Source organism: Acinetobacter pullicarnis, assembly GCF_006352475.1.
Lineage (GTDB): Bacteria > Pseudomonadota > Gammaproteobacteria > Pseudomonadales > Moraxellaceae > Acinetobacter > Acinetobacter pullicarnis.
On record NZ_VCMZ01000001.1, the window covers coordinates 3,679,504 to 3,702,416 of the forward strand.

General features: G+C 41.4%; 21 protein-coding genes and 1 riboswitch. Of the genes, 14 read left to right on the forward strand and 7 right to left on the reverse strand.

From position 1 onward, the window contains the following. Positions 1–22: 22 nt before the first annotated feature. From FD716_RS16515 to FD716_RS16525, 3 genes are all read right to left on the reverse strand, one after another. Positions 23–2,743 carry a TonB-dependent receptor domain-containing protein gene (locus FD716_RS16515; protein WP_139853324.1) on the reverse strand — a complete coding sequence of 907 codons (2,721 nt, stop codon included), beginning with the start codon at positions 2,741–2,743 and terminating at the stop codon, positions 23–25. A 498-nt stretch (positions 2,744–3,241) separates the two neighbouring features. Further along, positions 3,242–5,047, reverse strand: coding sequence for an aminopeptidase P family protein (locus FD716_RS16520; RefSeq protein ID WP_139853325.1), 1,806 nt, complete (start codon positions 5,045–5,047; stop codon positions 3,242–3,244). Then, complete coding sequence (locus FD716_RS16525) at positions 5,047–6,585, reverse strand: peptide MFS transporter (protein WP_139853326.1); 1,539 nt, start codon at positions 6,583–6,585, stop codon at positions 5,047–5,049. The genes FD716_RS16520 and FD716_RS16525 overlap by 1 nt, the downstream gene beginning before the upstream one ends. Before the next feature lie 697 nt (positions 6,586–7,282). Here FD716_RS16525 and fadB point away from each other — a divergent pair. Both fadB and fadA read left to right on the forward strand, forming a co-directional pair. Next, positions 7,283–9,436, forward strand: coding sequence for a fatty acid oxidation complex subunit alpha FadB (gene fadB, locus FD716_RS16535; protein ID WP_139853328.1), 2,154 nt, complete (start codon positions 7,283–7,285; stop codon positions 9,434–9,436). Between the two features lie 12 nt (positions 9,437–9,448). After that, the gene (fadA, locus tag FD716_RS16540) at positions 9,449–10,621 is read left to right on the forward strand and encodes an acetyl-CoA C-acyltransferase FadA (RefSeq protein ID WP_139853330.1); all 1,173 of its coding nucleotides are present in this window, start codon (positions 9,449–9,451) and stop codon (positions 10,619–10,621) included. Positions 10,622–10,793: 172 nt separating this feature from the next. Here fadA and FD716_RS16545 read toward each other — a convergent pair whose 3' ends face one another. Beyond that, entirely contained in the window at positions 10,794–11,003 is a 210-nt protein-coding gene (locus tag FD716_RS16545) for a hypothetical protein (RefSeq protein ID WP_228714967.1), read from the reverse strand. A gap of 83 nt (positions 11,004–11,086) precedes the next feature. Here FD716_RS16545 and FD716_RS16550 point away from each other — a divergent pair, with 83 nt between their 5' ends. The 5 genes from FD716_RS16550 (at position 11,087) to hdeA (ending at position 13,157) form a co-directional block, all read left to right on the forward strand. Next, positions 11,087–11,359, forward strand: coding sequence for a hypothetical protein (locus FD716_RS16550; protein WP_139853332.1), 273 nt, complete (start codon positions 11,087–11,089; stop codon positions 11,357–11,359). Between the two features lie 25 nt (positions 11,360–11,384). Further along, complete coding sequence (locus FD716_RS16555) at positions 11,385–11,762, forward strand: endonuclease domain-containing protein (protein ID WP_139853728.1); 378 nt, start codon at positions 11,385–11,387, stop codon at positions 11,760–11,762. Positions 11,763–11,887: 125 nt separating this feature from the next. Continuing rightward, positions 11,888–12,082 carry a DUF559 domain-containing protein gene (locus FD716_RS16560; RefSeq protein ID WP_139853729.1) on the forward strand — a complete coding sequence of 65 codons (195 nt, stop codon included), beginning with the start codon at positions 11,888–11,890 and terminating at the stop codon, positions 12,080–12,082. Positions 12,083–12,193: 111 nt separating this feature from the next. Beyond that, positions 12,194–12,388, forward strand: coding sequence for an endonuclease domain-containing protein (locus FD716_RS16565; RefSeq protein WP_139853730.1), 195 nt, complete (start codon positions 12,194–12,196; stop codon positions 12,386–12,388). A 460-nt stretch (positions 12,389–12,848) separates the two neighbouring features. Further along, complete coding sequence (gene hdeA, locus FD716_RS16570; RefSeq protein WP_139853334.1) at positions 12,849–13,157, forward strand: acid-activated periplasmic chaperone HdeA; 309 nt, start codon at positions 12,849–12,851, stop codon at positions 13,155–13,157. Between the two features lie 266 nt (positions 13,158–13,423). Here hdeA and FD716_RS16575 read toward each other — a convergent pair whose 3' ends face one another. Then, positions 13,424–13,939, reverse strand: a complete 516-nt coding sequence (locus FD716_RS16575; RefSeq protein WP_139853335.1) for a DUF2066 domain-containing protein — start codon at positions 13,937–13,939, stop codon at positions 13,424–13,426. 311 nt (positions 13,940–14,250) lie between these two features. Here FD716_RS16575 and FD716_RS16580 point away from each other — a divergent pair, with 311 nt between their 5' ends. The 3 genes from FD716_RS16580 (at position 14,251) to FD716_RS16590 (ending at position 15,988) form a co-directional block, all read left to right on the forward strand. Further along, positions 14,251–14,649 (forward strand): hypothetical protein, encoded by a 399-nt coding sequence (locus FD716_RS16580; RefSeq protein WP_139853336.1) that lies wholly within the window; start codon positions 14,251–14,253, stop codon positions 14,647–14,649. 81 nt (positions 14,650–14,730) lie between these two features. Beyond that, complete coding sequence (locus tag FD716_RS16585; protein ID WP_139853337.1) at positions 14,731–15,399, forward strand: CDP-alcohol phosphatidyltransferase family protein; 669 nt, start codon at positions 14,731–14,733, stop codon at positions 15,397–15,399. 121 nt (positions 15,400–15,520) lie between these two features. Beyond that, entirely contained in the window at positions 15,521–15,988 is a 468-nt protein-coding gene (locus FD716_RS16590; RefSeq protein ID WP_228714968.1) for a hypothetical protein, read from the forward strand. A gap of 67 nt (positions 15,989–16,055) precedes the next feature. Here FD716_RS16590 and FD716_RS16595 read toward each other — a convergent pair whose 3' ends face one another. Continuing rightward, the gene (locus tag FD716_RS16595) at positions 16,056–16,943 is read right to left on the reverse strand and encodes a LysR family transcriptional regulator (protein ID WP_139853338.1); all 888 of its coding nucleotides are present in this window, start codon (positions 16,941–16,943) and stop codon (positions 16,056–16,058) included. Between the two features lie 114 nt (positions 16,944–17,057). Between FD716_RS16595 and FD716_RS16600 the strand changes: the two genes are divergently transcribed. Continuing rightward, complete coding sequence (locus FD716_RS16600; RefSeq protein WP_407641907.1) at positions 17,058–18,278, forward strand: MFS transporter; 1,221 nt, start codon at positions 17,058–17,060, stop codon at positions 18,276–18,278. A gap of 81 nt (positions 18,279–18,359) precedes the next feature. On the opposite strand, the gene FD716_RS16605 is transcribed toward FD716_RS16600, so the two are convergent. Next, entirely contained in the window at positions 18,360–18,569 is a 210-nt protein-coding gene (locus FD716_RS16605) for a DUF1090 family protein (RefSeq protein WP_139853340.1), read from the reverse strand. A gap of 387 nt (positions 18,570–18,956) precedes the next feature. On the opposite strand from FD716_RS16605, the gene FD716_RS16610 reads away from it, so the two are divergent. The 3 genes from FD716_RS16610 to FD716_RS16620 all read left to right on the forward strand — a co-directional run bounded on the left by FD716_RS16610 (position 18,957) and on the right by FD716_RS16620 (position 22,859). After that, positions 18,957–19,649 (forward strand): DsbA family oxidoreductase, encoded by a 693-nt coding sequence (locus tag FD716_RS16610; protein ID WP_139853341.1) that lies wholly within the window; start codon positions 18,957–18,959, stop codon positions 19,647–19,649. An 891-nt stretch (positions 19,650–20,540) separates the two neighbouring features. Next, positions 20,541–20,722, forward strand: a riboswitch (M-box (ykoK) riboswitch). Positions 20,723–20,954: 232 nt separating this feature from the next. Beyond that, positions 20,955–21,887, forward strand: a complete 933-nt coding sequence (locus FD716_RS16615) for a magnesium transporter CorA family protein (protein WP_139853342.1) — start codon at positions 20,955–20,957, stop codon at positions 21,885–21,887. 18 nt (positions 21,888–21,905) lie between these two features. After that, positions 21,906–22,859, forward strand: a complete 954-nt coding sequence (locus tag FD716_RS16620) for a magnesium transporter CorA family protein (RefSeq protein WP_139853343.1) — start codon at positions 21,906–21,908, stop codon at positions 22,857–22,859. Positions 22,860–22,913: the final 54 nt, after the last annotated feature.

A 22,913-nucleotide genomic window follows, 5' to 3' on the forward strand; every position in this document is an offset into this window, starting at 1 on the left:
CACGTTCAGCCTAGATTAAAGCTTAAAAAAATAGCTTAAATCCCAAACTGATCGTCCGCCCGGGTGCTGGCATATAGCTTAAAGCCAAAGGATCTAGATAATAACGATTGGCCAGGTTTTGCAAAGAAAAATTCAGCGCTGCATGTTGATTCATTTTATAGTCTGCAAATAAATCGATAATCCCCACAGACTGATATTTCATCTGTGGCGTGGTTGCACCGGTTTGCCACGGTTTATTCAGGGTATTCATTGCTGCAGCACTATAGGTATAACGTCCGCCAAAAACCAAACGCTGATCCAATAAGCGCGCGCCTAAAGTTAAATTTGTAGAAAATCGGGGCGGATTCTGTGCATTTAAATAAGACCCCATAAAACCACCATGGGTACAGTTTGGAGTATTTTCAGTCTTTTGATAACTGCTGGCGGTTTCACGAAGATGCTTTGCAAATGCTGCATCACACGATTCAATTTTAAGATAACGTGTTGCCGAAACTTCGGCAAAGAAATCGCCTTGATCATATTTACTTTGCAGCTCAATCCCACTGCTCTTAAAATGATCCATATTACTAAAGGTCATTAACCCCATCTTGCTCGGGTCATAATAACGCGTAATAAAGTGATCGATTTTATTATTAAAATAATTCAGTTTTGCCATTAATCCTTGCTGGTCATCAAACTGCATACCGACTTCCCAGTTTTGTGCTGTCTCAGGTTTTAACTGCTGACCGGGCATCACTTGATGCGTACCCAAACTGGTTTCAAATAAAGAAGGCAAACGATTTTGCGCCGTGTACTGACTATATAAATGCGTTGTGTCGGAGATTTTATAATCCACACCAAAATGCGGCGCAATCCCATCAAACTTTTGCTCAGGCTGCTGACTCAGTGTAAAGCCCGTAATCAAATCGAGGCGTTCTGGATCATATGCGGTGGTGCTGGCATCTTGACTTAATGCACTAAAACTTACGCCTTTTAAGGGATTGTTTGAATCTTTAAATACCAAACCATTATTTAAACGTGGGTCAGTTGCTGCAGTGTATTCACCATTTTTATCTGGGAACCAATACATATAACCCGAATGTGCTGATTTTTCATCATTCACTTCAATTTGTCTGACTTCACGGTTTTCACGAATCGGGCGCGCGCTTCGATTATGATCGCGAATCTGATTTTGACTAAAATTGAGACCACTCCATAAATGCAGTGCATCTGTAGGATGGTAATCCAGTTTCATTGAGAGATGATATTGCTTACGCTCGGCATCGCGCATCATTTTATTTTCGTGTTGATCATTTTGGCTGATCAGCACCGTCGACTGTGGTTTTAAGCGCTCATATTGCGCAGCACCACCGAGGGTTAAAACAAAATCTCCCCAACGATTATTCAATTTGATTTTATTGCTCAGCTCTAGACCGTAGCGATTATTTTGTTGCGGAGACCATGCGCGATCCTTGCGGAATAACTGACTGGTGGGGCTAAAAAAAGAAGCACTCAATTGATTGGTTTTGGCATGATTCATCCAAAGGCTCATATCCAAATCAATCCAATCATTTTGTGCAGGTCGATATTGATATTGCGATGCAAAGTGATTGATCCGATTTGAACTTAGCGGATATTGATTCAAATTGGCCAGACTCGAACGGATGATATCCGACGGCATCACATCGCCAAACTGACTGCGAAAATTCATATAGCTCAGCTGAATTCGATGCGCATCGGCAGGTCGAACCACGGACTTGAGTAATAACGATTGAGTATTTGACGAGGAGTTCAGTACCTCCTCACCTGCCGCATAAATTTTCGCGACACTGTCTTGTTCTTTGCCATTTTGATCAAACAGCCGATAACGGTCGCGACCCTGTTGCCCAGCAAAATAATTACCCTGTACTCGCTCGGCATAGGCCGCTACAAAGTCGATTTTCTCATTCTGCCAAGCTGCCGCAATACTGCCAGAGCGTGATTGCGCGCTACTGAGATCACCTTGGTGCTTTGAGGTCTCAACCTTTAAGGCAATGTTTGGATCATTTTGGGTGGGTTGGCGAACAGGCTTTCGCCCATTGTTTCCCAACGTTCCCGTCAGGCGCACACCTGTGTTTTTGCCATCACGCAAAATATCTTGAACGCCAAGACTTTGCATCGCAACTGTACCGCCAATCGCCCCGCCAGCTTTAGCCGATGGGCCTTTTTCAATCTCAATCGAGCTGATCAGTAAGGGATCGATATAACTACGATTTTGACTGCCCGAATAGCCCCGATAGACCTCTAAAGATTGTTGCGCACCGTCCACTGTGACAGCAACACGGTTTTGCCCTTGCACCCCCCGAATATTGACATCCAAGGCACCGCCATTGCGTGAATCACCCAATTGCACACTGGCTTGCCCTTTCAACAAATCTCCCGCTGAAATCGGTGCAAAACGTGTCAATGCTTGTTGAGAAATAGCATCTAGTCCTGGTTGTGCCTCGGCTTTCACCACAATGGTTTGCAACTGCACAATCCCCAGTTGCGATGTGGGTACAACTTCCTGTTGCAGTGATGATTTCTCAGGCAGATTTGCTGTTGTAACAACCGCTTGAGGATGCTTTTCAATCTGCTGATTTGCTTCGGCAGTAGCAACATAAGCTCCCGACATCAAACAGAATATAATCGTCCGATATGGAATTTTAAACGCATCTAAGCGGACATGCGTTGCACCGATATAACCGAATTTGGAACTGCCATGTTGGATATAACAATAGTTCATTAGATCAATTACTGCCTGAATTGAACTCTAAATATAAATTTCAATGAATGATGCTGCTGAAACTCAAAGCACGGCAAACGTTCGCGCTGAATGTTAAACAACACGACTCAATCATCCGTTTTTAATCAAATTTCCCACCTAATCTAGCAACTGTAAATTTAGGCAACAGCTTCCCCCATCCACTTATATTTAAATAGATAAATTATAAAAAGAGGAGAAATTGGATATCGTTTTTTGTTTTTGAAATCCAACTTTTTTTAGAACCCGAAACAACACTTGCGAAAGTAAACCAATTTATTCTAGTTGTAAATAATTATCACTTGCATATTTACTTATTGGTGGTTTATCGCGCGAAGGGATGCTGTGCAATCGAACATCACACTTTAAAATGCAATCAGGTGCACATATGCTTCACTTTATTTAAGATTGAGAAACACAATCAAAAACGGCTGAATTATTCAGCCGTTTTTTTGATGGAAGGATGTTGCTGTATGGGGTTCAGACAATTACAGCGGTCTGAGCAATCAACCAGTCTAAAGCTTCGCCGTGTAAATGCGGTGCAAGGCGGGTGCGAACCATTTCGTGGTATTCATTCAACCATTGTTTTTCAGCAAAAGTCAGCATATCGCGTTCGATACTGGCTTGATGAATCGGACATAGGGTAAGCGTTTCAAAATTTAAGAACTGGCCATACTGCTGTTGCTCAGTTTCTTTGACTTGATTGACCACCAGATTTTCAATTCGAATTCCATAATGACCTTCATGATAGAGCCCTGGTTCATTCGAGGTAATCATGCCTTCACGCATACCTGAATAAGCGGTAATTGGCGCGTAATAAGACAATACCTGTGGGCCTTCATGCACATTCAAGGCAAAACCAACCCCATGCCCTGTTCCATGACGATAATCCAAAGCCTGCTGCCACAGCACTTGACGTGGAATGGCGTCCAGTAATGGGGCTGCAATCCCTTCTGGGAAACTCACCCCAGCCAAAGCAATATGCGCTTTTAACACCAAGGTATAGTCACGTTTTTGTTCAGCAGAGACCTGCCCTACGGCAACCACACGGGTAATATCTGTCGTACCTTCAAGATATTGCGCACCAGAGTCAATCAGCAACAAGCCATTGCCTTCGATCATTGCATAGTCTTCAGCCGTCGCTCGATAATGTGGCAAAGCCCCATTGGCATTAAAGCCCGCAATCGTCGCAAAACTCAGTCCCAAAAAACCTGGTTGAGCTGCACGGAAGGCCGTAAGTTTTTCATCAATATCAAGTTCGCTCAGGCTTGCTTTAAATTCTAAAGTTTGCTCTAACCATGCAAAAAACTGACATAGCGCAATCCCATCTTTGAGCATCGCCTGACGTACATGCGCAATTTCTGACGGCTGTTTTTGCGCCTTAAAAAGTGTAGTTGGATTGATATCAAAAACGGGCTGGCATGTTGCTGTAAGCGCCTGCAAATGTTGTAAAGAGACTTTGGCGGGATCGAGTAAAATCCGCTGCGCTTTGATTTGATTTAGAAATACGCTGCTATCCGTATAAGCTTTCAGCTGAATCCCCGCCGTTGCAAATAGCTGTTGCTGGGTCGCACTAAGCTTCGCAGCATCAATAAATACAATCACCTGTGCGCGATCGATATACACATGGGCAAGAAACACTGGATTGTATGCGATATCTCCGCCACGGCTATTGAGCAACCATGCAATATCATCCAAGCTCGAAATAAAATGTGCATCGGCCAGTGCGGTGCAGAGCGCTAAACGAACTTTGGCAATTTTATCTTGCACACTCAAATCATTTAATTCGGAAGACATACTCCGTATCGGTGCTACGGGTAAAGCTGGACGATCGGTCCAAATGCTTGCAATCGCAGTACTGTCCAAATTTAAATTAAATTGATACTGCTCAGCCAATTGCTTTAAGGCTTGATAGGCTTGGATGGAAATGCTTTGGCCATCGACAGCAATACAGCTTTGGGGAGCTAAATGCTGTTTTAGCCATGCCAAATGGGTTGTTTCAGGTGCATGACTGAGCTTTTGTAAAACAAAGCCCGTGCCTGCCAATTGTTGTTCAGCTTGCACCCAATAACGACCATCGACCCATAATCCAGCAAAATCTTGCGTGATCACAATCGTGCCCACAGAGCCTGTGAAACCGGTAATCCATTGTCTAATTTTCCAATGATCGGGCAAGTACTCCGACATATGCGGATCTGCACTCATGATGATCAGCGCATCCGTCGCCTCTTTCTGCATTTGTAGGCGCAGTCGTTGTAATTTCTCTGGAATATTCATGCTATTCATCATGCCTCTTGAGATGGGGATGGAGATGGTTCTGTTGCCATCAGCTTTTTAATCGGGCCTCTTAATAAGAATAACAAGATGGCGCCAATCACCAATGAAATTGTACATTTCATGAATAAATTCGGCAGATCTACAATGGCCAGTGTGGTGGCTTTACTCGCAATTAATCCTGCCATCAAGTTGCCTAAAGCCGAAGCAGTAAACCAGAGTCCCATGACTTGTCCGCGAATAATAGCGGGTGCCAATTTGGTCATGGCAGATAAACCGACTGGGCTTAAACACAATTCACCTAGCGTTAATAGCAACATGCTACTGATAATCCATAAAGGTGAAACCAGCTGACCATGCTCAATCACCGATTGGCTGGCCATCGCCATCATCACAAAACCTGCGCCTGCCAACAGCAGTGCAATCACAAACTTAACTATATAGCTCGGATCTTTATTGGCACGGCCCAATTTAACCCAAAGCCATGCGGCAAGTGGTGCACAAGTAATGATAAAGAGCGCGTTAACTGATTGAAACCAAAGTGTTGGAATTTCAAATCCAAAAAACTGACGATTGGTATAATCATGTGCGAATAAATTAAATGAGGTTGGTTTCTGCTCAAAGGCCGACCAAAATAATGCCGCTGCCAATAATAAAATAAAACACACCACAATTTGATATTGTTCTTTGCGCTTGAGTGAGGCGAAAAATAATAGGTATCCGAAATAACCGACCATACATAGACAAATGATGACGGTTAAATACGTTGCAAAGAGAACAGGCTCGATCTGAATCACACCCATGCTAACCAATGTAATCATCACTGCAGCAATCGCCACAATCACCGCCACAATTTTTGGCGCGCGTGGGTTATAAGCAACCACCGTATTCCAACTTTGATCGGTACCGTACTTGGCACTATTTTCCAACAATTGCGGTGTCGCGATAAAGCGGAAAATCAGCAGTGCAACCAACATGCCCACCCCACCAATCGCAAAACCCCAATGCCAACCGTTATCTTGAATCAGTAATCCAGTTATTAATGGTGCCAAGAACGCACCAATATTAATGCCCATATAAAAAATCGAAAAACCCGCATCTCGACGTGAATCTTGCGCGGCATATAAGGTACCGACGATAACGGAAATACAGGTTTTAAATAGCCCTGTACCCGCTGCAATCAGGATCAACCCGAAATAAAAAAAGAATGAATCTAAAAAAGCATTCAGCGCGATGGAAAGATGACCCAATGCAATAATAATTGAGCCATACCAAACTGATCTGGCCTGCCCTAGCCAATTGTCGGCAATCCAACCACCCAAAATAGTTAATAAATACATCGACCCAGCAAAGATCCCAACAATGGCGGCTGCATCTGCACGATTGAGGCCTAAACCACCATCAATCACCATTGCCGCCATGTATAAGATCAGGATTGGCCGGATACCATAAAAAGAAAAACGTTCCCATAATTCTGTAAAGAAAAGACCTTTGAGTGGTTTGGGGTGTCCAAAAAAACGTTGGTCTTGCTGATCTGCAGGGTACTGCATAAATAAATCCTTTCAGAATATTCTGTCCATGAAATTTGAGAGCAAAGTAACGCTCAAACTCTAAAATAATTAAAATAAGCTAACATAATGCCAAGTTTGAATTTCAAAAAAATAAATTCCTCGAAAGGTTGTTCATATGTGAAAACCTATCATTTTATAATTTAATTAATATCGGAATAATATTGAGTTATCACGATTTTAGCTTTGAAATTCGGCTTATCTACCGTCCATATTAAATGTAACTTGCATTACTTATGTTTTTTTCTGTAGAGCGCAGACTGGTTTATAAATTCAAACGCAATCCAATGAAGCAGCGCATCCGCTCTACATTGTTATCCATAACAGCGCATGGCCTTCCCTTTTTAAACTGGCAATTGACCTTTTTGACAAAAAGACTACAGAGTAAGTGCCTGCGTGATAATTCAAAATGTCACAAAATAAAGTGCTGAAATTTAAAAAATATCAATTGAAACATAATACTTAACCAAACTGTGCTTAGGTGCTCAGATTGTAGCAACGAAGCAATTTGTATTTTCATGAAAAAAATAGATGACCCTTGCGTCACGGCTTGATACAACTTGTTCTATTCTTTTTCGCTATAGTTATCGTAAGATTAGTGAAGCAGAATTGTGTGCGCAAATCGCATACACGCTTCAAAACATCAACTTAGAAGTCCTCCAAGAAAGGAGATCAGGGCATGATCCACGCTGGCAATGTCATTACCGTCCAAATGCTTTCGGACGGAATTGCAGAATTCCGCTTTGACTTACAAGGTGAGTCGGTCAATAAATTCAACCGTGCGACATTAGACGATTTTAAAGCTGCGATTGCTGCTGTGAAAGCAGATCAAAGTATTAAAGGCTTAATCGTGAGCAGCGGAAAATCTACATTTATCGTTGGTGCTGATATCACCGAATTTGGGGATAATTTTGCCCAAGGCGAGCAAGCCATTGTTGAATGGGCTCAGCCTGTTCATGATATTTTTAATAGTTTTGAAGATTTAGATATTCCTAAAGTTGCTGCAATCAATGGTATGGCATTGGGCGGCGGCTTCGAGATGTGCTTAGTATGTGACTATCGTGTGATGTCAGATACTGCACAAGTTGGCCTGCCAGAAATCAAACTCGGGATCTTCCCTGGTTTCGGTGGTACGGTTCGTCTAAGCCGTTTAATCGGTATCGACAACGCCATTGAATGGATGGCAATGGCTGCACCGAAACGCGCTGCTGCTGCACTCAAAGATGGTGCGGTTGATGCGGTTGTTGCTGCAGACAAATTACAAGCAGCTGCTGTTGACTTGGTGAAACAAGCCATCGCTGGTCGCCTAGATTGGAAAGCTAAACGTCAAGAAAAACTTGATCCTGTGAAGCTTAGCCCAATCGAACAAATGATGGCATTTAATGCTGCAAAAGGTGTGGTTCTTGCAAAAGCCAACCCTGCACAATATCCAGCACCAAAATTATTGCTTGATTCCTTGCAGGCTTCTTCAAGCTTGTCACGTGATGACGCTTTAAAAATTGAAGCACAAGGTTTTGCCAAAGCTGCGGTGACCCCACAAGCAGGCGCTTTGATTGGTCTCTTTATTAACGACCAAATCGTGAAAAAAACCTCGAAGCACCATGAAAAAGGTGCGCATCCAGTGAATCAAGCAGCCGTTCTTGGCGCAGGAATCATGGGTGGCGGTATTGCTTACCAAGCGGCAAGCAAAGGCACACCAATTATCATGAAAGATATTGGTAATCCACAATTGGCTCTCGGCATGAACGAAGCGAACAAATTGCTGACCAAGCAAGTTGAACGCAAAAAAATGACCGCGGCTAAAATGGGTGAAACCCTTGCGCGTATTCGTCCAACCTTAAGCTTTGATGAGTTTAAAGAAGTCGATATCGTGATTGAAGCGGTGACTGAAAATCCAAAAATTAAAGCAGCTGTACTTGCAGAAACTGAAAGTAAAGTTCGTGACAACACCATCATTGCTTCAAATACCTCAACCATTTCAATCACACGTTTAGCTGAATCGCTAAAACGTCCTGAAAACTTTGTCGGTATGCATTTCTTTAACCCAGTGCACATGATGCCATTGGTTGAAGTCATTCGTGGTGAGAAAACTTCTGCTGAAGCGATTGCAACCACCGTTGTGCTTGCGCAGAAAATGGGTAAAACCCCAATCGTTGTGAACGACTGCCCAGGCTTCCTCGTGAACCGTGTCTTGTTCCCTTACTTTGGTGCGTTCGACTTATTGCTAAAAGACGGTGCTGACTTCCAACAAGTCGACAAAGTCATGGAGCGTTTCGGCTGGCCTATGGGTCCTGCTTACCTGATCGACGTGGTTGGTATCGATACCGGTGTGCATGGCGCAGAAGTGATGGCGGAAGGTTTCCCAGATCGCATGAAGCCTGACTTCAAAGGTGCGATTGAGTTGATGTATGAAAACAAACGTCTCGGTCAAAAGAACGACATTGGTTTCTACAAATACGAACTTGATCGTAAAGGCAAAAAAGCCAAAACCATCGATCCAACAGCCTATGAACTTGTTGCTTCAATGGCGACCACTGAAAAACATGAGTTCGATGCACAAGAAATCATTGATCGTATGATGTTGGCGCTTTGCAATGAAACAGTACGTTGCTTAGAAGACAAAATCGTTGCGACTGCATCTGAAGCCGATATGGCCATGATCATGGGTATTGGTTTCCCACCATTCCGCGGTGGTCCATGTCGTTATATCGACCAAACAGGTGTTGCTGAATACGTTGCGCTTTGCGACAAGTACGCACACTTAGGTAAGGCTTATGAAGCGCCACAGATGTTGCGTGACATGGCTGCAAACAACCAAAAATTCTACGGTTAAGGAGCAACGTGAATGGCTACTTTAAATCCACGTGACGTTGTCATCGTTGATGGTGTACGTTCTGCCATGGGCAAAACCAAAAATGGTATGTTCCGCAATGTACGTGCTGACAGCTTATCTGCTGAATTAGTACGTGCCTTAGTTGCTCGTAACCAGTTTGATACCAATGAAGTTGAAGACCTGATCTGGGGTTGTGTTAACCAAACCCTCGAACAAGGCATGAACATTGGCCGTAACATCGTGTTATTGGCTGATTTGCCTAAAACAGTTGCGGGTCAAACCGTGAACCGTTTATGTGGTTCTTCAATGCAGTCAATCCACACTGCAGCAGCACAAATTGCAACCAACCAAGGTGATATTTTCATCGTTGGTGGTGTAGAGCATATGGGCCACGTCAATATGATGCACGGCATCGACCTCAACCCAGAAGCCTCTAAGCATTATGCGAAAGCATCTAACATGATGGGCTTAACTGCCGAATTGTTAGGTCGTATGAATGGCATTAGCCGTGAAGAACAAGATGCATTCGGTGTTGAATCACATCGTCGCGCTTGGGCTGCAACCCAAGAAGGTCGTTTTAAAAACGAAATTATTGGTGTTGAAGGACACAATGCAGATGGCTTTAAAATCTTGTGTGACATCGATGAAGTGATTCGTCCAGATGCCAACATTGAAGCTTTCCGTGGCCTACGCCCAGCCTTTGATCCTAAAGGCGGTACAGTAACAGCAGCGACGTCTTCAGCTTTGTCTGATGGTGCTTCTGCAATGTTATTGATGTCAGCGCAACGTGCGCAAGAACTTGGTCTTAAACCACGTGCTGTGATTCGCTCTATGGCGGTTGCAGGTTGTGATGCTGCGATCATGGGCTTTGGTCCTGTTCCTGCAACACAAAAAGCACTTGCACGTGCTGGCCTCAGCATGAATGACATTCAAACCATCGAGTTGAATGAAGCCTTTGCTGCACAAGGTCTATCTGTAATGAAAGGTCTTGGCATTTATGAAAAGCAAGACATCATCAACATGAACGGCGGTGCAATTGCACTGGGTCACCCATTGGGTTGCTCTGGTGCTCGTATCACGACCACCCTACTTAACGTGATGGAACAACAAGACACGCAAATCGGTCTTGCCACCATGTGTATCGGTCTAGGTCAAGGTATCGCGACCATTATCGAACGTGTGTAAGTTTTAGTTTTAAACTAAAGCTGAAATGAAGAATCCCCGCAGTAGTGGGGATTCTTTTGTTTGTAGATGCGGTTTTAGAGATTCACTCACATGAATATTTTAAAACGGACATTTCTATTTTGGATTTACAATCGCGTTTCGCATCAGAGACTTTAGGTTAAATAGAAATTTTTTAGAGATTTGGAAAACGAATTTTTGTTTCAGCTTTCCTAACTTCATTACTCGTAAATGAAACTGTTGCTCCTAGAGAATAACTATAAATGCCTTGGATAGAATCATTAGATGATTCATATGAAATATAAAGCCCGTTATCAACCCTATCTATCCAATCAAAACTATTTTTATATTTTTCAAAAAGATACTCAATAGTTTGTTCTTTCAATTCAACATCATTTGCACCTTTATCATAAGTACATATTAATCAATCACTTAATTAATGCTCTAGTCAGAGAAAATGCGCCATATATGGCTCACGTCATCAATCAAATCTCCCCTTTTACGCCATATATGGCTCATCTTTTCCAAAGAGGGGGATTTTCATTGCATGTCATACTCAGTTTGATACACAACGCTCCTCCCTTTGAAAAAGGGAGGTTGGCAGGGATTGCTTTAAAAAGGCTGAGCAGCACTGCTGCGCAAGGATGGATTGCTTTAAAAAGGCTGATTTGTAGTGATCAACAAATACCGGATACCAACAAAAATAAGCCTGACTTAGCATCAGCTTCACAACAAACTTGAATTTATTTATGCATAAATAACAATGATGGAAAACTATAATAAATATCTCAAACAACCTTCTCGAAATTTACGTAATCAAATGACTGAGGCTGAACAAAGACTGTGGCAGCGATTAAAGCGTAAACAAATATTAGGCATGCAGTTTTATCGACAAAAACCCTTACTGAATTTCATCGTCGACTTCTATTGCCCTACGGCAAAACTGATTATTGAATGCGATGGTAGCCAACATTACACAGCAGATGGTTTAGGCGCAGATCAAATCAGGGATCACGCTTTGTCTCAGTTGGGACTGTGTGTTTTACGCTTTGATAATCGCCAGATTTTGTTGGAAACAGATTTGGTCTGCCAAATCATTGCAATGCATATTAGTCAGATACTTGATCAATCAAATCTCCCCTAGCCCCTCTTTAAAAAAGAGGGGGATTTTCATTGCATGTCATACTTAGTTTGATACGCAACGCTCCTCCCTTTGAAAAGGTGAGCAGCATCGCTGCGTAAAGCGAGGGATTGCTTTAAAAAAGCTGAATCGAATGCGATGGTAGCCAACATTACACAGCAGATGGTTTAGGCGCAGATCAAATCAGGGATCATGCTTTGTCTCAGTTGGGACTGTGTGTTTTATGCTTTGATAATCGCCAGATTTTGTTGGAAACAGATTTGGTCTGCCAAATCATCACAATGCATATTAGTCAGATACTTGATCAATCAAATCTCCCCTAGCCCCTCTTTGAAAAAGAGGGGGATTTTCATTGAATATCATACTCAGTTTAATACGCAACGCTCCTCCCTTTGAAAAAGGGAGGTTGGGAGGGATTGCTTTAAAAAGGCTGAATTGAATGCGATGGTAGCCAACATTACACAGCAGAAGGTTTAGGCGCAGATCAAATCAGGGATCACGCTTTGTCTCAGTTGGGACTGTGTGTTTTACGCTTTAATAATCGCCAGATTTTGTTGGAAACAGATTTGGTCTGCCAAATCATCACAATGCATATTAGTCAGATACTTGATCAATCAAATCTCCCCTAACCCCTCTTTCCAAAGAGGGGGATTTTCATTGCATGTCATACTTAGTTTGATACGCATATCGGTCTAGGTATCGCGACCATTATCGAACGTATATAAGTTTTAGTTTAAAGCGAAAGCTTAAATGAAAAATCCCCGTTCGTGTGGGGATTTTTGAGTTTGTAGAGGTGGTTTTAGAGATTCGCTCACATGAATATTTTAAAATGTATTAGTCCCGCAAAACTGACATTGCTATTATGGATTTACAATCGCGTTTCGCAGATGAGATAAGAAGTTAAATAAGTTTTGATTTTATCAGTACACCTCAACGCCCACTGGATTCTAGTTTATGTAACAGTTCAGATATATATTATTAATAATCGTATACATTTTTAGCGTGAGAATTAAGTATCTTAAGTAAGGTTATAGTTCAATAAGCACAACCTATAATACCTTTAATATACTTTTCAGAGACTCATAAAAAATGAAAAAACTATCTATCATTATTTTATCCTGCGTCGCATTAACTCCACTTTTTGTAAATGCAGCACCCGTTAAAAAACCAGTAAACAGTTGGACATGTGAGGACTTCCTTGCATTAGATGAAACCTATCAGCCCACTGCTATTGGAGTAACTATAGCTTTAAACATGAATAATAAAGGTGTAGAAAATCAGATAATCGATACACAAGGTATTGCAAAAGTTACTCCGATTATCGTTCAGGAATGTAAAAAAGATAAGAAACAAAGTTTCAAGAAAAGACTATCTATGGAATGGGCTAAAATTAAATAAGATTCTCTGCAATGCATATAATATATGAATTTCTCGTTCCACCGTCGTACGGTGGGACGCCAAATACATTATTATTCCATCGCTGAGCAGTAGAACAATCAAATCCCCTCTTCTTACGCCATATATGGCTTATCTTTTCAAAGAGGCGACCTTTCATTGCATGTCAAACTGAGTTTGACATGCAATGCTCCTCCCTTTGAAAAAGGGAGGTTGCAAGGGATTTAAAAATAAAATCAAGAATATAAATCAAAAACTACCCACCAAATCTATCTAGACAATCCCAACTTCGAAAACACATCTGGTGTTAAAAATGTCACGACCAATTTATTCAGGTCAACATAGCGGATCACGCCTTTTAATTGTTGTTTCACTTCAGGGTTCTGCAAAATTTCTTCCCCAGTGGCACGACCCAATTGTTGGAAACTATCGCCAACCGCCTGCAAGCCTTCAGCCTGAATCACTGCTTTGGTTTGTGCTGCACACTGATCTACAATCACTCGCTGTACCACTTGTGCAAACTTTTGATCTAATTGGTTTTTCTGCGTATCCGTCACATTGCTAAAGCTTTTTAAATCGGGATGGGTAGACAACGCCACAAAGGTCCATTGCAGTACTGTGGTTTTATCCGTCGCAGTAGTCGCTTTGACCAAACAATCACTGAGCTGATCGACTGTTGGTCCTGCTACGGCAAATTGTGTGGTCCCGAACAATGCAGCAGCCATCAGAATTGAACGACCGAGTGCTAATTTTTTTTGGCTAACAGCATGAATTTGATGCGACATTCGACAAACTCCAATGAATAATTGTTTTCTTTGTATCACACAGTTTAGCAATTCAGCTATGCATACTTTGTTAGCATAAAGTCCTAAATACAATGATTTTCTTCATAAGTTAAGTCAGTTATAGCCGATATTTTAAAATATTTGGTTACTATCTGACATGCCGTTAGGACAGAATCAAAAATAAGTTATATCGAATCAAGCCATTGTTTTGTTTATTTAAATTTCAAGATTCCCAGGTTACTTGCACACAACACTTGAACTTAGGCAGTATTATCCGATTAAATAGCCAAAATCATTTGATATCAGCAGCAATGACGCAACCCATAAAATCTAGTCGTACTTATAATCTGAGTTCTGCATTTTTTGCTTTTGTTCTTTGGGGTGGTTGGTCTTTTTATATCAACACCCAACAAGGCAGTTTAAACCACGGAATTATTTCGGGGCTGACTCAAGGTATTTGCAGCTTTATACTTACCTTATTAATCGCATTTTTAATTGAGAAACAGTTTAATTTCTTTAATCATCTGATTCTAAAACTTGTGCTGCCACCAGTATTCACCGTTTTTTTGACAGGTAGTTTCTTAGTGCTGGTACATCATTTAATTCATACCCCATCTATTGTATATACCCTGACGCCAGTGCTGAGTGTTGCCTTTCTCTTTGCAGTATTTACCAACTTAAAACTTTATCAACAACTGAAAAAAGCCTAATTCTTAAGTGCATTTGGTTCTATCCACTTTTTAAAACAATTCTCTTTAAAATACTTTTCTAAATATAATGAGTGCCTAAATATGCAACCATCTGATCAACTCGAATCGAGAAGACCTCTCAAAGTTCGTGGCAATCAATTCAGTAAAAATATTGCAAAATGGTTGAGTCAAAAATCGATTACACCCAATCAAATCTCGGTCCTGAGTATTGTCTTTGCGATTTTCTCGGCGATTTGTTTTGTCCTGTCTGTGCAGCAAATTGAATATCGCGCAGCATGGATGATTGCAGCAGCTTTATTTATTCAAGCACGCCTGCTGTGTAATCTATTTGATGGGATGGTGGCAATCGAAGGTGGAAAATCGACCGCTTCTGGTGAGTTATTTAATGATATTCCAGACCGAATTTCAGACCCCATTATTATTATCGCGGCAGGTTATTCGATTTTAGCAGTCACCTGGGGGGTTGAACTTGGTGGCTTGGCTGCGCTGCTTGCGGTATTAACGGCCTATGTCCGCACCTTAGCCGTATCAATTGGCGCACCATCCAACTTTACCGGCCCAATGGCCAAACAACACCGTATGGCACTGATTACCATCAGCTGTGTAGCAGTCGCCATTGAAAATCATTTTTGGCATCACGACTATGCCATGCTGATTGCCTTATTGATCATGACCTTGGGTTGTATTTGGACTTTGATTCGTCGCACCCATAGCGCCTATCAATATCTTGAAAAGTCACAATCAAATTAAAATATCTTCGATTCGACGCATTCACTAATCTTGTGAAGCAATTTAGTTTAAAAAGTCCTCGCCTTTTGTGAGGATTTTTTATATGAATAGATAGGTTCAATATGGAATGATATGAATAACAATGCTGAATATTTTAAAAAGTAAACGATTGCTCACAGGCTTACTCAGTCTTTGTCTCGCCCAAACGGCTTTGGCGACTGAACTTTCTGAAAATAATAAAGTGATGCCTCAGCTTAAAGCCGCGCTCACAGATAAAGTTTTAACTGAAGCCGAAATTATGCAAGGTGCTGATCAGACACAGCTACTTTATCGCCACTGCATTGATGAAACCGTTGGGAAACTCAAAGCAATGTATCCAGACAGCGATGCAAAAACACTTATCGATACCGTCAATCAGTCCTGTATCTACTCCGAAGACAGCTTTAATCTCTATAGCATCTTGTTGGCGGCTGCAAGTATGAAAAAACCAATGTCAGAAAAACAAGCCGTGGTCTTTTTAGAAAATGACTACAAAAAAATAGGCCGCGATCAGGCAAGCCATGAGCAGCGTATTCAAATTTTTAAAAATGTAGGCTTAATTAAAAAATAAGCTGAATTAAAAATCAGCTTAAGCCTGCTTTCCCATATTTGCTTGCCAAGATCTCTCGCGCTATTTGCTACAGTGGAGATAAGTTCTTTGCCATAAAGTCGATAAATACCCGCAACTTCGGTGACAGATGTCGACTCGATGGCCACAGCACACTGAGGGTGGTTTGGCTTGGCGTATAGTCCGCTAAAATATGCTGCAACCGCCCAGTACGTAGATGCTCCCGAATGGCGATATCGGGAATGCAGGCAATGCCAATCCCTTGTTCAGCAAAACAAATTTGCGGTTCTAAGGTATTCACCACCATGCTGGCTTTCAAATCTAATTCAATACGCTGCCCGTCACGGTACACAGGCCATGGCATTATTTTTCCACTATTTGGAATGCGATAGAGCAAAGCATTGTGCTGCGCCAAAGCCTCTGGATCGAGCGGCATGCCATGCCGGGCTAAATACTCAGGTGAGGCCACCACAATAGAACGATATTTTCCAATTTTTTTCAGCATTAAGCTCGAATCACTGTGCTCCCCGGTGCGAATCACCGCATCAAAGCCCTCTTCGACAACTTCAACCATGCGATCTGAACAATCGATCTCCAATTCAATCTCTGGATAGCAATGTTGAAAGCTTGCCAATTTCGACATAAATAACAGCCCCAGCGAAGGTAAGCTAATTTTCAAACGGCCACTCGGCACACTTTGTGATTGCAATAATTCTGCTTCTGCAGCACTGATCTCACAAAAAATCCGATGACAACGTGCAAGAAACAACTGCCCTTCTCCAGTCAGGGTAATACTTCGCGTGGAACGGTGAAATAAACGCACCCCCAAACGCTGTTCAAGCCGTGCAATCGACTTACTCACTGCAGACGCAGAAATACCCAGTTGCTGCCCTGCAACGGTAAAACTTCGTGCCTCGCCAGCACGTACAAAGATATCAAGCGCAACCAAACTTTCCATTATTTCCTCCCTGCCAAGCATAAATTAATGACAATAAAGTCATATATGTTCTGAATATTTTCCTATTGTTCATCAATTTAAAATTAACAACAATAGCCATCTCTTTTTTTATGAATGATAACAATGTCTTCTGCCACATCCTCATCGAATAGCCATGCAGATAGTCGCTTTCGACTCCCCCTCTCCGCACTGCTTGCACTGGCATTTGCAGGATTCCTCACCCTACTCACCGAGACCATACCAGCAGGAATGTTGACGCAAATTAGTACAGGGCTTGCGGTCTCCGAAGCCTTTGCAGGCCAGTTTGTGACGCTGTATGCCATTGGTACCGTACTGACTGCCATCCCATTGATTAGCATGACACGTGCTTGGCCAAGGCGACATCTGCTGTTGGCTGCTCTCACAGGACTCTTGCTGTTTAATAGCATCACGGCCCTCACCAGCAATTATGAGCTGGCCTTGGTGTCTCGGTTTTTTGCAGGGGTTGCAGGTGGGGTAATGTGGGGCATGTTGGCTGGCTATGCACGACGTATGGTTCCCGAACATCTTAAAGGACGCGCTCTCGCGATTGCAGGCTTGGGCAGTCCATTGGCGCTTTCTTTAGGCGTGCCTTTGGGTGCATGGCTGAGTCAAAGTATTGGTTGGCGTTTTACTTTTGCCGCTATTTCACTACTCACCATCATTGCGATTGTGTGGGTACTGTGGCGCTTGCCCAACTATGCCGGTCAATCGACACAAGATAAACCCGTCAGCATTGCGATGGTGTTGGCCAATCCTAGTCTACGGATGGTGTTTTATGTCTTAATTCTTTGGATCTTGGCACACAATATTTTGTATACCTACATCGTGCCCTATCTCAGCCCAATGGGTTTGGCCGCGCAAGCCGATGTGGTATTACTGATCTTTGGCGTGGCCTCGATTGCAGGTGTCTGGCTCAGTGGCATTTTCATTGATCGGATGTTGGGACGCCTAGTCTTCCTAAATTTACTGTTATTTGCGATCGCCATGCTGTGCTTTGCAACCCTACAAGCACAGCCAATGCTGATCTTGATTGCCGTTGCAATTTGGGGACTCAGTCTCGGTGCCGCACCAGTACTCTTGCAAACCGCATGTGCGGAAGCCGCTGGAGCGCATGCCGATGTTGCACAATCCATGTTGGTGACCGTCTGGAATCTTGCACTTGCAGTGGGTGGCATCGTGGGGGGCGTGCTACTACAAAAAGTCGGGGCATATAGCTTTCCATGGGCAATGCTGGGTTTATTGGCACTCGCCCTGGTATTGGTACAACTTTCTAAACATTATGCTTTTATCAAAGCCGTAAATGCGACTGACTAAATCAAACCGTATTTTGCATATGTAAAAACAAATCCCCGTCATGACGGGGATTTGTTATGTTCAAACCAAAGCAGATAACGACTACTTTTTGACGTAACGTGCACATTTCATATTCACGTTGGCAATTGCCCGTTCTAAGCCGCGAATACGATAGGTATTATTATATTTTTTGGCATAAACCAATTGCTGTTCAAGTTTTTGCTTTTTAATTTCACACGATCTCGCATCATAGGCAAAGGCCTGAACAGAAAATAAAGAAACCGCAATAAGTAATAATGATTTAATTAACATTCAAAGAAACTCCCAATAAACCAAAAGCTGAGACAAGTTTAATCATTCATTATGGTTTAAAAACGTACTTACTCAAGCCTATTGTAAAGATATATTAAAATATAGGTTTTATTTTTTTATTTTAAATCCTTTATATTCATCTATAAAAATATAACTTTATCTTGTTATACAGTGACTTTGAATCCTCTTTTATATTTTACTCAATATCAAGTTTTTAAATAATATCTTCACAATGTTTTTTCATTATTTAAATATTCGCCGGTGATGCACACTGTCAAAACACCTAAATACAGCTGCATACTGATACGAGATAGTTTTTCCGAATCTGGCTTTCAATCATCAACGCATGCCTTTATCATCAAGGCAGTTTATTTTTAGAGAATTGTTATGCGCGTTGATATTTGGTCTGATGTGGTTTGTCCCTTTTGCTATATTGGCAAAAAACGTTTAGAAGCTGCAGCCGAACAACTTGAGATAAACCTAGAATTGCATTGGCACAGCTTTCAGCTTGATCCAAATGCCGAGCCGCTTTCCCAACTTTCAAATGCCGCGTACTTGGCTGAAAAATATAACCGTACCCTCGATGAAGTTGAAGCAATGCAAGCCGATATTGCACAACTAGCCAAAGCAGAAGGCCTCGAATTTAACTGGGAAAATATGAAGCCTGGTAATACGTTCAATGCACATCGCATTATTCATATGGCACAGAGCAAAGGACTGGGTACCGCAGCACAAAATGCTTTCTTCTATAGTGTACTGACCGAAGGTTTGGCGATTGATTCACGTGAAACCCTCGAAGATATCGCTGCGCGTATTGGTTTAAATCCAGTTGAAGTAGACGATGTTTTAGACTCAAATGAATTTGCTGAGTTTGTTGAGTTCGATCAAGACTTGGCAAACAATCAACTCAAAGTAACCGGTGTACCTTTCTTTGTGTTCAATCAACGGATCGCTTTGGCCGGTGCACAACCACAAGAAGTCTTTGTGCAAGTTTTAGAAAAAGCCTTGGCCCTGCCTGAACAAATTGAGACTGAAGACACGGCATCCGAAGATCTAGATCAACAAGACCCACAAAACTAGTCCTAAATAGTTGATTAACAAAACAAATAGTGATTAAAAAAAGTAAGTAATCACATCTCCCCCCCTGTTTTACTCCCCTAAAACAGGGGGGGATTTTTAAATAACCCATCCAAACACTGATATTATAAAAAATAATTTATTATATAAAACTAAAAATTAAATATACTCAATAAAATTTAAAGCATCCAAATTTTTAAAAATAATACTTCCCGCAAAAAAACCAACCACAGCACCCCAAAAATTAGGATCAACTCGCAAAATAAAAATAGCCCCAATGTAAATTAAAACTAATCAATATTCACTTTGGCTGCTTAGGCTAAAATCCTCTAAGCTAAGCGAGCTCTCGCATTGCTTATTGTACAAAATCATTTTATTTCCCAAGATAACGCACATAAAACCGCATTAAATGTGTTTTTTAAGCAAAATCCATATAGAAAAAGCCTAAAAAAACAAAGCAAAAGTGACCTATAACCAAAATCCTGAACATACGCATTCATCATATAACAGGCCAACGTCCCAAGCAGCAATCATTTAAAAAATCTAACAAGTACTGTAAGGCCACTTTATTTTAAAGCAGACAACCCCCCTAGAATAAATCATTATTTTTATTTAAATTACAAACAACATAAAATAAGAAACCCATCTAGAATTAAAATAGATTCAATTTATTAAAAATAAGATAAAATTAAAATAATACCTGCCAGCTAAAATACTAAAAAAAATAAGTTTTAAATAAAAAATTTAAATAAAATATAAAAAATTAAATAAAGTTTCTAATTATGCATAAAAAACAATAAAGATTTTCTTTTAAATAAACATGTTAAATATATGATCAAAATTTGTTTGGCATTGTGAAATTTATGTGCTTATAATCCGCCCCAACAAATTGCAAATTAACCTCGTTAGGTGAGGCTCCTGTACGGAGACATGCTACTGCCCAGAAACGTCCAAAGACGCCAACGGGTTTGAACAGAAACTATCGAATTAAGGTGGTTTATAACGTAGCTAGGGTGTGAAATTAAATTCAGCCCTTATGCCGTACAGTGCTAAAGCTCAATGATTTGGGGTAATGGCACGGCGTTCTATTGTCTAAATTTAGGCAAAGATCGGCCGTGTCAGCGCACAACTGTCGCTGTGAAAGTGATGGCTAAGCACGCCCCCAAGATTATTGGAGGCGTGCTTTTTTATTGCCTATTCAAAAATCAATGTCGTTCCGACACCGATTTTTTGAAGATTAAAATGAGCCAAAGCAGATTCCGCTTGAAATCTGTTACTCATGCACGGTTACAGTAAGGAGTTTTAAACATGTTTAAAACTGAACAAAGCCCATTGTGCTTGCAAGATCAACAGCCCATAACAGCAAATACGCTGTGGCTAAAATTGATCAATCCAAATCCTGCAGAAATCAGTGATTTTGCTGAAAAATATGATATTCCTCGTGAATTTATTGAGGCGGTGCTTGACCCGCATGCCATTGCACGTATTCAACAGCAGCAAAATACCACGTTGATCCTGAGCCATTTACCGCTAGAACATTTGGGTGAAACGCATTCTGCATTTAGCACTCAAGCATTTGGTCTGATCATTGGCCCGCAATATGTGCTGATGGTTTGTGCCAATGAACATATAATTTTTGATCGCATGTTGCAGCACCACTTAACCGAGCAAAACCAATACCCGCTTAGCTATTTTATCTTTCGTTTATTGGAACTGGTCGCAGATCAATTCATCTATGCCACCAAAGTGGTCAATCAACGGGTTGTTGAAGTCGAAGAAGAACTCAAAAAATCGATTAAGAACAAACAAATTTTTACGCTACTCAAGCACAGTAAAAGCCTAAACCGCTTTACCAATGCGTTAAAAGGCAACAGTAAAGTACTGACTGCACTGCATACACAACCACGTTTTGCAAGCTCAGAAGCTGCTGATTATCTGCTATTAAACGTTATGGTTGAAACCGAACAAGCAAGCGCGATGGCTGAAATTCACAATATCAATTTGTGTAACTTAATGGATGCCTACTCTGCTGCCATTGAGAATAATCTCAGTTTGCTGGTTCAGTATTTATCTATTTACGTGATTGTTGGTGCGATTCCACTGGGCATTGCCAGTTTATTTGGCATGAACACTCCCTTGCCCATGCAAGAAAACCCCTATGCCCTGGTCTACTTGGCCCTCATCAGTGTGGTCATCACCACCTTGATGATTTTCTACTTTAAAAAACGCCAAATTATCTAAGTCCTGACGGAGCGCACCATGTTAAAAATATACCAAAGCAATGCCCAAGGCAGCCTGATTGAAACAAGCGAAATTGAACACAACAGCCTCATTTATTTGGTTAATCCAAGCAAAGATGAAATTTTGCAAGTGGCCATGCAACTCAATATTCCCAAAGCCTTCTTCCGTGATTCTTTAGACAAAAATGAACGTCCACGCATTGAGAAAGACAAAGATGCCTTGCTGATCGTCCTCAATACGCCTTTTATGGCAAAAGAAGATGCCAATCAAAATGTGGTGCCCTACCAAACCAGCCCAATTGGTATTATTCATACTGAAAATAATTTAATTATTGTTTCTCGGCAGCAACTTCCAATCTTAAATGATTTGATTGCGGGTCAATATGGCATGTTCCAAAGCTATATGAAAACCCGAATTAGCCTGTTGCTGTTTAAAGCGGTGGCTGAATCTTATAATCAATATCTCACCCAAATTAATAAAAAGATTAGTGAGCTACAACAGAAACTCAAAAGTGCTTATCGCAATCATGAGTTATTCGGTTTAATTAATTTAAATAAGAGTTTGGTGTTTTTCTCCACCTCACTCAGTGCCATGACGATTTTGTATAAACGTATGATGGATGGTCATGACATTAAAATTCATGCCGAAGAGAAAAATCGTCTGGAAGATATTTTAATCGATATTCGTCAAGCAGCAGAAATCACAGAAATGCGACGTGAAAGTTTAAGTAACCTCATGGATGCTTATGCCGCGATTATTCATAACAACTTAAACTCGGTCTTAAAAATGCTGACCACCGTGGCGATTGTGATGATTATTCCGACCATGCTTGGCAGTGTTTTCTCTATGAACGTGGCCTTGCCGCATGAAGAAGAATGGATAACCACCGTGGTGGTTGCTGGGCTGATGTTGGTCACTGTCTCTGTATTACTGATGCTGTTCTACAAGAAAAAATACCTGCGTGTGCGATGAACTGCGGATCTGCAGTCAACACGCCATTTTATTTCTTTAGAACACCGATCTCCA